Below are 14,396 nucleotides of genomic sequence, written 5' to 3' on the forward strand. Positions count from 1 at the left end.
TAGCATTTTGTCGAAAACTATCATTAATTAGATTTTAATTTTTCTAATTCAACAAGGAATTTGTCATTTAATACTTTAATATATGTTCCCTTCATTCCTAGTGATCTAGATTCAATTACACCAGCACTTTCAAGCTTACGTAAAGCGTTAACGATTACGGAACGGGTAATTCCTACGCGATCCGCAATTTTAGAAGCAACTAGCAAGCCCTCTTTACCATTTAACTCTTCAAAAATATGCTCAATAGCTTCTAACTCACTGTAAGATAGTGAACTAATTGCCATCTGTACAACTGCTTTACTTCTTGCTTCTTCTTCAATTTCTTCTGATTTTTCACGAAGAATTTCCATTCCTACTACAGTTGCTCCATACTCAGCTAAAATTAAATCGTCATCATGGAATTTTTCTTGTAAGCGAGCAAGAATTAATGTACCTAATCTTTCTCCTCCACCAATAATTGGAACAATTGTTGTTAAACCGCTTTGGAATAATTCCTTATTCTCAACAGGAAATGCTGTATATTCACTATTTACATCCAAATTAGAAGAAGTTTCATTAATATTAAATAAGCTATTTGTATATTCTTCAGGGAATTGACGATCTTCTAACATTTTTGTCATACGCTCATTTTCAACTAATTGGTTAATGGCAAATCCTAATAATTTTCCACGGCGACTAACTACAAAAATATTCGCCTCAATCACGTCACTTAATGTTTGAGACATTTCTTTAAAATTCACTGGTTTACCTGCTGCCTTTTGAAGCATCGCGTTAATTTTTCTTGTTTTGTCTAATAAATTCATTTTTATTTCCTCCTATAATCTCTATACAATTGTTTAATATGTCCCTACCGATAGGCATGCCAAATTAGCCCTAGAACCTAAAGGATAAACTGACTTAGATCTTTATTTTGTGAAATGGCACTTAGCTTTTCATCCACATACTGCGGGGTTATACTAATCCGTTCTAATGTGATGTCTGGTGCTTCAAAGGATAGATCTTCAAGAAGCTTTTCCAAAATCGTATGCAGCCGTCTCGCCCCAATATTATCAGTATGTTGATTAACTTCGTAAGCAATTTCAGCTATTCTAACAATAGCATCGTCAGAAAATTCAATTTGTATACCTTCAGTTTCTAATAATGCAATATATTGCTTAGTTAAAGCATTATCCGGTTCAATTAATATTTTTACAAAATCTTCAACAGTTAATTTCCCTAGTTCTACACGGATTGGAAAACGTCCCTGTAATTCAGGAATTAATTCAGATGGCTTCGCCATATGAAAGGCACCAGCAGCAATAAAAAGTATATGATCTGTTTTAACGGAACCATATTTTGTTACAACTGTAGAACCTTCTACAATCGGAAGAATATCTCTTTGCACTCCTTCTCTAGAAACATCTGCTGAAGAAGAACCATTACTTTTGCTAACTATTTTATCGATTTCATCAATAAAAATAATACCTGCCTGTTCTGCACGTACAACCGCTTCCTGAGTAACTTCATCCATATCAATTAACTTCTGAGCCTCATCATTCGTTAATACGATTCTTGCTTCCTTAACAGTAAGCTTACGCTTTTTCTGTTTCTTAGGGATTAAATTACTGAATGCATCTTGCATATTCATCCCCATCTGCTCCATACCAGAACCTTGAAGCATATCAAACATAGATGGTTGCTGCTCTTCAATTTCCACTGTTACTATCTCTTGTTCTAATTCACCATTTGCTAATTTTTCTTCAATTATCTTACGTTTTTCCTTCATTGAAACATCTTCAGCTTGTTCCTCTTCATGATCATCTGTTTGATTATTACTTCCAAAAATCATCTCAAACGGATTTTTCGTACCTGAAGATTTCTTTTTTGATGGAACAAGTAAATTTAATAGCCTGCGATTTGCATTCTCTTCCGCTCTTCCTTTTACTTGAGCGACTTTTTCTTCTTTGACAATACGAACAGACGTTTCAACTAAGTCCCTTACCATAGATTCGACATCACGACCAACATAACCGACCTCAGTGAATTTTGTAGCCTCGATTTTAACAAAAGGGGCACCGACCAATTTGGCCATACGTCTCGCAATCTCTGTCTTCCCTACACCAGTAGGTCCGATCATTAATATATTTTTAGGAATAATCTCATCCTTTAATTTATCATCTAATAAACTTCGACGATATCGATTCCTTAATGCAACAGCTACAGCTCTTTTTGCATCTTTTTGACCTACAATATATTGATCAAGTCGGTCTACAATTTGCCTTGGGGTTAAACTCATCGCTTTATTCATATTATTCGTCAAATAAGTTCACTCCTTAATGTTCAGGTTAGGATGTATTCGTATAGCTTGTTACTATAAGATCGTTTACTACTTATAATCATTTGTTTACAAAAATTTATCTTTAAAGACTAATCCTCATAGCTCTTCCACAATAATATTTGTATTCGTATATACACAAATGTCGGCTGCAATATCCAAAGAGGCCTTAGCAATTTCTTTAGCAGTCAAAATTTCTCCAGCATGCTGCTTTAATGCTCTCCCTGCTGAAAGTGCATAATTACCTCCGGAACCGATTGCTAATATCCCATCATCAGGCTCAATCACTTCCCCAGTACCTGAGATTAAAAGAATTTGTTGTGCGTCCATCACGATCAGCATTGCTTCGAGTTTACGTAAAACCTTATCGCTTCTCCATTGTTTAGCAAGTTCTACAGCAGCTCGAGTTAAATTACCGTTAAACTCCTGGAGCTTTCCTTCAAACATTTCAGATAATGTAAAAGCATCTGCAACCGAACCAGCAAAGCCAGCAAGCACTTTACCATTAAATAATTTTCTAACCTTTTTAGCTGTATGTTTCATTACAACCGCATTTCCAAAGGTTACTTGACCATCTCCAGCCATTGCACTTTTTCCTTTATGCTGAATAGCAAATATCGTTGTGGCATGAAAATCTCCCATACGAACACCTCCATAATTAATGCAAAAGCAGTTCCTAAACATATAGAATATTGAATAAGCTTTTATGCTTTTCATTCGTGATAGTGCGATAGAAACATGGATCCAATTTATTTTTATACTTTACTAATCAATATGACATGATGTTAAGCTCTTGGATGGTGAGACAAATAGGTTTTTCGCAAATGCTCTTTTGTGACATGGGTATATATTTGTGTAGAAGACAAATTTTCATGTCCTAAAAGTTCCTGCACGGTTCTCAAATCTGCCCCGTGATTTAATAAATGTGTTGCAAATGTATGTCTTAACATATGTGGATGCATTTTTCCAGTTAATGCAGCTTTATTGATTAAATCATTTAAAATGTATCTTATGCCTCTTTCTGTTAAGGGGGTGCCCCGAAAATTAACAAAGAGATACTCATGGTTATCTTTATTTTTCATTAGCTTATGCCTTGAATGATCTATGTAATTGCATAATGCTTTATTCGCGAAATCTCCAAATAACACAATTCTCTCTTTCTTCCCTTTACCCCTAACCAGTATCGTATCAAACTCAAGATTAATATCTTTCAATTGAATACTCGCACATTCACTGACACGGATTCCCGTTGCATATAGTATCTCAAGTAATGCCAGATTTCTTACATCTAAAGCTGAATCACCTTCACAGGCTTGAAATAACTTTTCCATCTCTTCTTCATAAAAGAATTTCGGTATTTTTAATTGTCGTTTTGCCTGGGAAAGGAAAACAAATGGATTTTCTTTTACTATTTGTTCCCTCATTAAAAATTTATAAAAGCTTCGCAAACTTGAAATTTTCCGAGCCAAGCTAGGCCTGCTGTATTCTTTTTCAAAAAGTGTTGTTAAATACAGGCGGGCATCAAAATATTCAACATTCCCAAGTTCTGTTATACCTTGTTCATTCATGAACAAATAAAAGTGCTCAATGTCTTGCCGATAAAACTTAACCGTATACTCTGAATAGTTTCTTTCTATTTGAATATACTCCATAAAAGCATAAAGACAAGCTTCTAAATTTTCATTCATCTTAACACCTCACAAAGGCTACTAAATATTATCACAATTTAGTAGCCCTTGCAATGAATGTTACAAATTTTTCACAAAGTTTTGAATTGTTTATAATTCATTCTATAATAACTTGTTTTTAAACAAGAATAGCAACAGCTGCGTAAAACATGAATCCCTATTTCAAACCATCCATCTAAATAATTCGACAATATTTTCATTGATCCCCTAAAGCATTTTACAATACTAATCGAAAGAAATAAAGTAATAGTATATATTTTTTATAAAAAATTAATATAAGTATAATAAATAGGTCCTATTCCAGGTTGAAGACCGTCCGTCCCCGACATTTTAATAAAAAATGCTATAAACTTTATTAAAACAGCTGGGCTTTTATTAAGTATAAAAGAAGATAGAAGGACTATAAAAAAGCAATATACTTTACAAATACACAAAAAAATATAAAAGAGTGGGTATTTAAACCCACTCTAATGTCATGTAAATATTTTTATTCAACTGTCTTTTCTTTATAATCACAATTGGTACATTGAACCTGTACACCCTTCTTCAACTTTTTCTCCACTAATAAATGATCACATTTAGGACATTTTCTTTCGATCGGTTTATCCCAAGATAGAAAATCACACTCCGGATATCTATCGCATCCGTAGAATATTCTTTTCTTTTTACTTTTTCTTTCAATAATATTTCCCTCATTACATTTAGGACATGTAACTCCAATCTCTTTTACAATTGGTTTTGTATTTCTACAGTCGGGAAAATTACTACAAGCCATAAACTTACCATAACGTCCCATTTTGAACACCATTGGACTGCCACAGTTTTCACAGTCCTCACCGGCTTCCTCATCCTTAATCTCAACCTTTTCCATTTCAGCTTCGGCTTTTATAAGATTTTCATGGAATCCTTTGTAAAATTCATCAATGATCTTAACCCATTCAATTTTCCCCTCTTCTATCTCATCGAGATTACTTTCCATTTTCGCAGTGAACTCGACATCTAATATTTCCGGGAAAAATTCCATGATTAGCTCTAATACAATTTCTCCTAATTCAGTAGGAATAAATCGTTTATTATCCAGGGCAACGTAACCGCGTTTTTGAATGGTATCTAGAGTTGGTGCGTAGGTTGAAGGGCGACCTATGCCCAATTCTTCTAATGTTTTCACTAATCGTGCCTCTGTATATCTTGGAGGTGGTTGTGTAAAATGCTGTTTAGGATCAATTTCCTCAGAAGTGACTTGATCTCCTTTCTCCATTTGAGGGAGAAAATTCTCTTTTTCTTCTGTTTGGTCATCTGTCCCTTCAACATACACCTTCATAAATCCAGAAAATTTTAGTTTAGATCCATTTGCTCTAAAAATGACATCTCCATTTAATAAATCTACACTCATCGTATCCATTATGGCTTGAGACATTTGACTTGCAACGAAACGTTCCCAAATTAATTTATATAACCTTAATTGATCACGACTTAAATATTCCTTTAATGAGCTTGGTTCCCGCAATGTACTTGTTGGACGGATTGCTTCGTGAGCATCTTGTGCATTTGATGCTTTTTTATCCTTACGTTGTTCGGAGCGGGTATATTCTTTTCCATATTGGCTTTCAATATAAGAGAACGCTTCCGCCTGGGCAATTTCTGAAATACGGGTTGAGTCCGTTCTCATATAGGTAATTAAACCAACTGTCCCTTCTTTTCCTAAATCAATTCCTTCGTATAACTGCTGCGCTAGCATCATTGTTTTTTTCGCCCTGAAATTTAATTTACGTGCTGCTTCCTGCTGCAAGGATGATGTAGTGAAAGGAGGTGCAGGGTTCCGTTTTCTTTCCTTTTTAGATACAGAATTAACGGTAAATTCTTTCCCATTAATTTTTGAAAGAATATTTTTCACTTCAGCCTCGGAATGAAGGGATAATTTCTTACCATCCACTCCATAAAAGGAACCCTGAAAATTTTCTTTTCCTTTTTTAAAATCTGCAACAATCGTCCAATATTCTTCGGGTTTAAAGTTTTTAATTTCATTCTCACGATCAATAATTAAACGTACGGCGACTGATTGTACCCTCCCCGCACTTAAACCTTTTTTTACTTTCTTCCATAAAAGAGGGCTTATATTATAACCGACTAAACGATCCAATATCCTTCTTGCCTGTTGGGCATCTACTAAATCCGTATTTATTGGTCTAGGGTGTTTAAATGATTCTTTAATTGCATCTTTCGTTATTTCATTAAAAACAACTCTGCAATCTGAGTGAATATCCAAATCTAAGCTATGTGCTAAATGCCAAGCAATTGCTTCACCTTCACGATCGGGGTCGGCTGCAAGATATATTTTCTTCGCTTTTTTAGCAGCTGTCTTTAATTCTTTTAAGACAGGTCCTTTACCTCTAATAGTTATATATTTCGGTTGAAAATTATGCTCTGTATCCACACCCATTTGGCTTCTAGGTAAATCCCGAATATGGCCCATAGATGCTTTAACCTTATATTTTTTTCCTAAATATCTTTCAATCGTTTTCGCCTTAGCTGGCGATTCCACGATAACCAAGTACTCTGACATTAAGAAGCCTCCCAGAGGTTTTCATTATTTTTTGTTATAGTTTAAAGGGTAGAGTCGCTAGCTATCTCGTTATTTTAAATTCAGTAAATTTAGCTTCCGAATTATTCATTAAATGGTATAGCCCTAATTACTCACACACCTTATGTTGCATACAAGTTAGAATTCTTTTTTTCATTCAAGCTATGTTGATTAATGATTAAATTTTCGTACTCAAAACTGTTTCGTAAAATCAAGTGTTCATCTTAACGTTGATTAATTTATTTGTCAACACAAATGGATTGTTATAAAAACAGTCACTATGGAGCTAGAAATCGTTTTCAACTATTTGTTTCTTTATTTTGTAATTATATTAATACAATTAAACATAAATGTATCTGTTGGAAAATGTATAACAGATTTTTCAAAATTGCAACCTTTTTAAGCTAAAATAGGTAATTATTTTAAAAAACTATGTTTTACCCAAGGGATTTTCAACTTCTTTTTTGTACCCAAAACTACTATTATAATAATTACTCCCATCAAAACATTTTATTAATATAGGACTCTTATCTCGCTTTTTTAGTCTAATATATTTCTTCCAAAATATCATCACCCGTTAAAACAAGTTTAGCTCCCTGTTGTATGAGAAAATTGGTACCTTTTGATAACGGGTCTACTACACTTCCAGGAATAGCAAAGACCTCTCTATTCTCTTGGAGTGCAAAATCAGCCGTTATTAATGAACCGCTTTTTTCCTCTGCTTGAATGACAACAATACCTTTCGACAATCCACTAATAATTCTATTTCTCATTGGAAAATGCCATCTCTGTGGTTTTGTATTTGGAGGATATTCAGACAAAAGAAGGTGTTCCTTTTTCATATTCTCTGCAAGGCGCCTGTTTTCCTGCGGATATATATGAAAAAAACCACTTCCAAGGACACAAATTGTTTTTCCTCCATGCAAAATAGTCATTTCATGTGCCATCGTATCAATCCCTTTTGCTAATCCACTGATGATTGTGATCTCCTTCTTAATAAGAGTCGGAAGAATTTGTTCAATCGCTTTTCTACCATATATATTGCCTTTTCTAGAGCCAACAATAGCAACGCAAGGTGAATTCAAAAGTGAGACATTGCCAATCGCATACATGGCAAGAGGGGGGTTATAGCATTGCTTTAATAAGTAGGGGTAATCAGAGTCAAAAACAGTTAAGCAGTATATATGATGTTTTTGATAGGTGGATAATATTTGATCAATTTTCAGATGATGTAGATCATAATAAAATTTTGAGAAGTGTTCAGGAGAAGAATTAACGATTGATTTCAACTTGGATGAAGGTGTCTTATATAGATTTTTTAAAGTAGGATCAGATTGGATGATTTTAATAATACCTTTAGAATTAATTCCTCTACAGTGATGGAGATGAATGATCCTTTTTTTAAACGCTTTCACATGATTCCTCCTTTATATAAGTTTAACAAATAGAGGATGATAAAAAACATCCTCTATTTGCTTTAAAACTTTTAACCTAGTGAGTTTTACATTTTTCATAAAGTCCTTTTTCTTTAAGAACTTCAATTAAAGTTTCACCCATTACAGAAGGTGTTGCAGCTACTTTAATGCCACATTCGTTCATGACACGAATTTTTTCAGCAGCAGTACCCTTACCACCAGAAATAATTGCACCAGCGTGGCCCATACGTTTTCCTGGAGGTGCAGTTACTCCACCTATAAAGCCTACAACAGGTTTAGTCATATTGGCCTTCACCCAAACAGCAGCTTCTTCCTCAGCTGTACCGCCAATTTCACCAATCATTATTACAGCTTCTGTTTCTGGATCTTCATTAAACGCTTTTAATACATCGATAAAGTCTGTACCATTTACAGGATCTCCACCAATCCCAACTGCAGTAGTTTGTCCAATACCAGCTTGAGATAATTGATGTACAGCCTCATATGTTAATGTTCCAGAGCGGGATACTACTCCTACATGACCTTTGGTATGAATATAACCCGGCATTATACCAATCTTACATTCTTCAGGTGTAATTACTCCTGGGCAGTTAGGACCAACTAAACGAGTCTTTTTGCCTTCCATATAGCGTTTTACCTTTACCATATCCAATACTGGAATATGCTCTGTAATACAAATAGCTAAATCTAATTCAGCATCAACCGCTTCCAAAATTGCGTCTGCAGCAAAAGGAGCAGGAACATAGATAACAGATGCATTTGCACCAGTTGCTTTCACAGCTTCAGAAACTGTATTAAATACTGGTACTCCTTCCACTTCTGTTCCACCCTTACCAGGTGATGTTCCACCTACGATTTTTGTACCGTATTCAAGCATTTGTTTTGTATGGAAAAGAGCTGTTTTACCAGTAATACCTTGAACGATTACTTTTGTATCTTTATTAACAAATACGCTCACAATATTCCCCTGCCTTTCTTAAATATTAGCCTACTAATTCTACGATTTTTTGTGCTCCGTCTGCCATTGATTCAGCAGCAACGATATTAAGTCCAGATTCATTTAAAATCTTCTTACCTAATTCCACATTTGTTCCTTCTAAACGAACAACTAAAGGCAATTCAAGTCCAACTTGTTTTGTCGCCTCCACAACACCTTCTGCGATAATATCGCATTTCATAATACCACCGAAGATATTAACGAAGATACCCTTTACATTTTTATCGGAAAGAATGATTTTGAATGCTTCTGTTACTTTTTCTGCAGTCGCGCCGCCCCCAACATCAAGGAAGTTGGCTGGATCTCCACCATAATGCTTGATAATATCCATTGTCGCCATTGCAAGACCTGCACCGTTTACCATACATCCAATTTTTCCATCTAACGCAATATAGCTAAGATCGTACTTAGAAGCTTCGATTTCCTTTGGATCTTCTTCTTCTAAATCGCGATATTCAACAATATCTTTTTGACGGTATAACGCATTTGAATCGAAGTTTAATTTTGCATCAAGTGCCATGACATTACCGTCACCAGTAACTACAAGTGGGTTGATTTCTGCAATTGAACAATCTTTTTCAACATATGCAGTATATAGACCCATCATGAATTTCACTGCTTTGTTAACTAGAGCTGCAGGAATATTGATATTAAATGCAATACGACGAGCTTGGAATGCTGTTAAACCAACAACTGGGTCAATTGTTTCCTTGAAGATTTTTTCAGGTGTCTTTTCAGCAACCTCTTCAATTTCAGTACCGCCTTCTTCAGAAGCCATTAAGACAACACGTGAAGTAGCACGATCTAATACAAGACCAACGTAATATTCTTTTTGAATATCACAACCTTCTTCAATAAGAAGGCGCTTAACTTCTTTACCTTCTGGACCTGTTTGGTGTGTAACTAAAGTTTTTCCTAAAATTTCGTTCGCATATGTACGGACTTCATCCAAGTTTTTAGCGACTTTAACACCGCCAGCTTTACCACGACCACCAGCATGAATTTGAGCCTTAACAACACAAACATCTGTACCTAATTCTTTCGCAGCTTCTACCGCTTCTTCAACAGTGAAGGCTACTTTCCCATTTGGTACCGCTACCCCGTATTTTCTGAGGATTTCTTTACCTTGATACTCATGGATATTCATTTTCCATCCTCCTATCAAACTATACAAAAAATAAACTGCGCTTCCATTGTATTAAATGGATGAAAATATGTCTAGCCTTCTGAGCCTAATTCAAGCACATTTCGGCATTATTTTTAATCAATTGTTTGTTTTGACCTAATTATTTCAATATTGAGTGAATTAGTTTGATTCCTTTTTCTCACGATCTAAACGATAAACAAATGCAAATACTTCGGCAACGGCTTCATATAATTCTTCTGGGATACTTTCATTAATATTTAATTGACCCAGTAATTCTACTAAGTTACGATCCTCTTGAATAGGAATTTGTTTTTCCTTCGCGGTATCGATAATTTGATCAGCAATGAGCCCCTTACCTTTCGCTATGACGGTTGGTGCTTTTTGCTTATCTGACTGATATTGCAGTGCGATTGCTTGTTTTCTTTCATAATTTTGCTTCATATTCGTATATCAACCCCCGAATATTGTGAATGAACCTTTTGTATGTTTGAACGTTCCGTTCCACCATTCCCTTTATTAGGTTGGTCAAATTGTATAGCCGAAAGTGTATAATTAATTTCCATTAATGCTTGTTTTAAAGGAGGAATAAGTTTTTGCGATAACTCTGGAAGATATTCACCTTCATTAATTATTTTTATCGTGATCACACGATTTTGCACCTTCATATCTACTATTGTTTCTTTTAAATGCTCTAACTCTAAATAAAAAAGGATCTTACAATAGTTTGCATCAATTTTTCCATCCTCTTTGCTTTTACCAGACCATTGCATAGTGACTTCTGTTTGATAACCAAATAATTGAATCGGGAGTTGATAAACAATATTAGTTATCGGATTATTTGGATTGGATAATAATAGTTGACCATTCATTTTATTTACCAATTGTTCAGCAAGCTCCTTAGATTCCAGAGGATGATTGGTCTCTTGTAAATATTTAACAAGTAGCGGCTTTAATATATTATCCGTTTGGTTTAATTCTGCATTACCTTTAAGCATATCAGCTTCGTAATTTATTCCTAGTTTTTTATTTACTGTCTTGAATAGTTCCAGAATGTCCTTACCTTTTACAGATTCTTTTACTTCAGTTTCTACTTGTTTTAAAAAATGTTGGTCTTCCATAGAAAGAGCTAATCTTTCATTTTTGAATGGCTCGACACGATTTGTATACTGGGATTCTTTTTCATTTGTTTTCACCATTTCTGGGATAAAAGTTGTTGATCTATTATTTTCTGTACTTTCATCGGTTAGGTAATTCTCAAGAATTTGAACGCTTTTATTGATTTGATCATATGATTTTTCTTTTAAATTGGTTAAATGCTGTACAATCTCGTTATATTTATTTGCTACTTCGACTTCATTATTTTTTATATTCAATTGATTAACAACATTTCTATTTGTTAACGTTGTTTGTTTTTCTATATTTGCATTGTTAATCATTCCCAATTTTTCTAATAAATTTATTGCTTTTAGTTTGTTAGGGTCAGTTTCCTGAATTGCTGTGTCTATTATGGAAAGTAAAACTTTCTTAGCAATTGGAATATCCTGCTGTACAACATTCCTTATCATTGATAGTAATGATTGATTAGTTTTACTAATAGGTTCCAGTTGTAGTTGCTTTTCAAATAATTGCAATGTATCGTGAATGCTTTTTTGCGGCTTGATCGTTTCTAGAACAGATTGAAAAATCGTTTCTGCTAATGGAAATTTATTTTTAAACATTACTTGAAGCGTGTTAAAGCTGTCTTGTGAATTCCCTTTATTTTCAAGCCATTGGGCAATTTTTACGATTGCATCTTTTGTCAATGGAATTTGTTCTTTAGATAAAAATGCAAGAAGTTCGTTATTTACTTTATTATTCGGAAGTGAAAGTTGGTTTAATAACAAGGAGTTTGCATTATTTTCCTTCGAGTAGGAAGATAGCATTTTAAGGATTGTTTCCCCTTCTCGTGAAAGTACTTGAAACCAATATTGATTACCATTTATTAAGGGTACTTCAAGCTTTGCAATTATATTTTGCTGCCCTACTTGGACGAGAGCTGTTTGATTCGGAAATATTTTCTTTATATTACCTAAAAAAATTTGTCCAGACCGAAATTCGAAGCGTGGCTGAATGGTTTTTATATCTAATTTTGCTAATGATTGTAGCGTAAGTGGCAGCATTGTTTCCCCTTTCCTCCATTACTTGTATTGGATTTACTGTTTATTTAATTTCCAAAAAAGCTATACCTATTAGTAAAATCTCAAACTGTTGTGTCTAGCTTTATTGCAAATATATCATTTATGCTTAAATTTTTTATTATATTTTACTAAAGTGATAAGTGGCCATACATATTGATAACTATGGTAATGAATATAGAACTGACCACCTAAACCTTGTCCCACAGGATAAGCATTATCCCTCTCTTTAATATCGGCTTCATTGATTAAAAAGTTTATCCCCTTGCGAATCGTTGGTGTTTCCTTATCAGATATTGTGATTAATGCATCTAAGGCCCATGCTGTGTGTGTCAATGTACTCTTCTTGAGCGCTACATATTTTTTGGCGATATCACTCCGACAAGATTCACCCCAGCCACCATCAGCATTTTGTATACGAGTTAACCAATTTTTTGCTCTTATGATTGCTGGATGATCCGAACCAATATTAACTGCCAGTAAGCCCAAAACTGCGGTCCAAGTTCCATAAATAAAGTATATTCCCCATCTGCTGTCCCAAGATCCCTCTTTATTCTGACGCGTAAATAACCATTTCGTCGCTTTTTTTATTTGAGGATGATCCTTGCGAATATCTGTGTACATTCCTAAAAATTCCAAGGTTCGTCCAGTTAGGTCTGTTGATGAGGCATCCATTAATAGTCCCTCACCATAAGGTAAAAAATTCAACAGTGGATTATCCACATTTCTTTCAAATGAAGCCCAACCGCCATCATCATTTTGCATGGATAAAATCCACTGAATCCCTCGATTCCAGGATTGCTGGTATATTGGTTGAGTATGGATCAATCTAGATAGTGAACGAAGAGAAGCAGATGTATCATCAATATCTGGATTGATCGTATTAATATTTGAAAATCCCCACCCACCTGGTAAAGTCCTAGGAGAATGAATCTTCCAATCACCAAATTTATTATGCTGTCTTTTTAGTAGATATTCGGTTGCTTTAATAATAGTGGGATGGGAAGTTGGGACACCTGCATTTTGAATGGCATCTGAAAGTAAAGAGGTGTTCCAGACATTTGCCGTTGTATATTGACAATGATAATTTCCATTTATTACACATATCATTGATTTCAATCCTGAAATCGCTTTTATAATTTTGGGGTCATTTTTACTTTTTCCCCTTGCCAAAAATGCATATATCATGTAGAAAGTAGCACTAAAATAACTATATAATGTACCATCCGCTTCTGTATGCTGAATCATATAATCTTCCAAATACTCAATAGCTTTTCCATGGAGATCGTTGTGCCATTCCTCAATTTCTTTTATTCCATGTTCAATAAAATCGATAATTGAGCGAGTTTCTTCCATTTCTTCTTCCTTCCTATTTTTACTTTCCCCAATAAAAAGATCTTTTAATTTTGGTGAAGATAAAGGCTTTATAACAAATTTAGAATCAGCAAGAATTAGTAATGGGGCTATATTAGCCCTCCCAAATACGGAAATATCAAAAAAATTAACTGGAAAGCTTTTAGGAAGTAATACAGCTTCAACAGGAATTGGAAAAAGTACTTCCCACTCCTTTTGTCCAGTGAGAGATAATAACACATTCGTGAACATATTTACAGATTCAATACCACCATTTTCAATAATGAATTTTTTTGCTTGTAGTAGATTTGGATTATCTCTATCAATGTATCCAGATATTTGTAACGCATAATAGGAACTTACTGTCAGTGATATATTTCCTCTTTCCTCATCCAAAAATAATCTCCATGCTCCATCTTCATATTGTTCATTCAAAATCCTTCTTGTTAAGCTTTTTATGAGGTCTTCATCTTCCTCTAATTGAAGGGTTCTTAATAAAATAATCATACAGCAATCTGTAAGAATCCCTGTTTCAAAGGGATACTTCCATGAGCCATCCTCTGCTTGTTCAGAAATTAATTTGTTAATTAACTCATTAATCTGTCCTTCTACATTAACACCCAAATCTTATCACTCCTCATTTTTCAAATGCTTTATGATTAATTTCTATTCAAACGAATGTAATAATTGCCTAAAGAAATACTAT

At 34.3% G+C, this 14,396-nt stretch carries 11 protein-coding genes; all 11 read right to left on the minus strand.

Annotated elements, in window-relative coordinates; all coding sequences use genetic code 11:
* Nucleotides 1–23 precede the first annotated feature (23 nt).
* The 11 genes from codY to MHI39_RS16160 all read right to left on the minus strand — a co-directional run bounded on the left by codY (nucleotide 24) and on the right by MHI39_RS16160 (nucleotide 14,314).
* Nucleotides 24–803 carry a GTP-sensing pleiotropic transcriptional regulator CodY gene (codY, locus tag MHI39_RS16110; protein ID WP_058002643.1) on the minus strand — a complete coding sequence of 260 codons (780 nt, stop codon included), beginning with the start codon at nucleotides 801–803 and terminating at the stop codon, nucleotides 24–26.
* 77 nt (nucleotides 804–880) lie between these two features.
* Nucleotides 881–2,287 (minus strand): HslU--HslV peptidase ATPase subunit, encoded by a 1,407-nt coding sequence (gene hslU, locus MHI39_RS16115; protein ID WP_071976705.1) that lies wholly within the window; start codon nucleotides 2,285–2,287, stop codon nucleotides 881–883.
* 126 nt (nucleotides 2,288–2,413) lie between these two features.
* Nucleotides 2,414–2,956 carry an ATP-dependent protease subunit HslV gene (hslV, locus tag MHI39_RS16120; protein WP_058002642.1) on the minus strand — a complete coding sequence of 181 codons (543 nt, stop codon included), beginning with the start codon at nucleotides 2,954–2,956 and terminating at the stop codon, nucleotides 2,414–2,416.
* A gap of 143 nt (nucleotides 2,957–3,099) precedes the next feature.
* Nucleotides 3,100–4,002 carry a tyrosine recombinase XerC gene (gene xerC / locus MHI39_RS16125; protein WP_058002641.1) on the minus strand — a complete coding sequence of 301 codons (903 nt, stop codon included), beginning with the start codon at nucleotides 4,000–4,002 and terminating at the stop codon, nucleotides 3,100–3,102.
* A 487-nt stretch (nucleotides 4,003–4,489) separates the two neighbouring features.
* The gene (gene topA / locus MHI39_RS16130; RefSeq protein ID WP_058002640.1) at nucleotides 4,490–6,565 is read right to left on the minus strand and encodes a type I DNA topoisomerase; all 2,076 of its coding nucleotides are present in this window, start codon (nucleotides 6,563–6,565) and stop codon (nucleotides 4,490–4,492) included.
* 563 nt (nucleotides 6,566–7,128) lie between these two features.
* On the minus strand, nucleotides 7,129–7,998 hold the full coding sequence (gene dprA, locus MHI39_RS16135; RefSeq protein WP_058002639.1) for a DNA-processing protein DprA: 870 nt from the start codon (nucleotides 7,996–7,998) through the stop codon (nucleotides 7,129–7,131).
* Between the two features lie 76 nt (nucleotides 7,999–8,074).
* A complete protein-coding gene (sucD, locus tag MHI39_RS16140; protein WP_058002638.1) occupies nucleotides 8,075–8,977 on the minus strand; it encodes a succinate--CoA ligase subunit alpha in 903 nt (300 codons plus the stop codon).
* A 25-nt stretch (nucleotides 8,978–9,002) separates the two neighbouring features.
* Nucleotides 9,003–10,163, minus strand: coding sequence for an ADP-forming succinate--CoA ligase subunit beta (sucC, locus tag MHI39_RS16145; protein WP_058002637.1), 1,161 nt, complete (start codon nucleotides 10,161–10,163; stop codon nucleotides 9,003–9,005).
* A gap of 159 nt (nucleotides 10,164–10,322) precedes the next feature.
* Nucleotides 10,323–10,604: an EscU/YscU/HrcU family type III secretion system export apparatus switch protein gene (locus tag MHI39_RS16150; protein ID WP_058002636.1), complete on the minus strand. Its 282-nt coding sequence runs from the start codon at nucleotides 10,602–10,604 to the stop codon at nucleotides 10,323–10,325.
* Nucleotides 10,601–12,322, minus strand: coding sequence for a hypothetical protein (locus tag MHI39_RS16155; protein ID WP_342539727.1), 1,722 nt, complete (start codon nucleotides 12,320–12,322; stop codon nucleotides 10,601–10,603). The genes MHI39_RS16150 and MHI39_RS16155 overlap by 4 nt, the downstream gene beginning before the upstream one ends.
* A 114-nt stretch (nucleotides 12,323–12,436) precedes the next feature.
* The gene (locus tag MHI39_RS16160; RefSeq protein WP_342539729.1) at nucleotides 12,437–14,314 is read right to left on the minus strand and encodes a prenyltransferase/squalene oxidase repeat-containing protein; all 1,878 of its coding nucleotides are present in this window, start codon (nucleotides 14,312–14,314) and stop codon (nucleotides 12,437–12,439) included.
* Between the last annotated feature and the right edge of the window lie 82 nt (nucleotides 14,315–14,396).

Source organism: Heyndrickxia sp. FSL K6-6286, from assembly GCF_038630395.1.
GTDB classification, from domain to species: domain Bacteria; phylum Bacillota; class Bacilli; order Bacillales; family Bacillaceae_C; genus Heyndrickxia; species Heyndrickxia oleronia.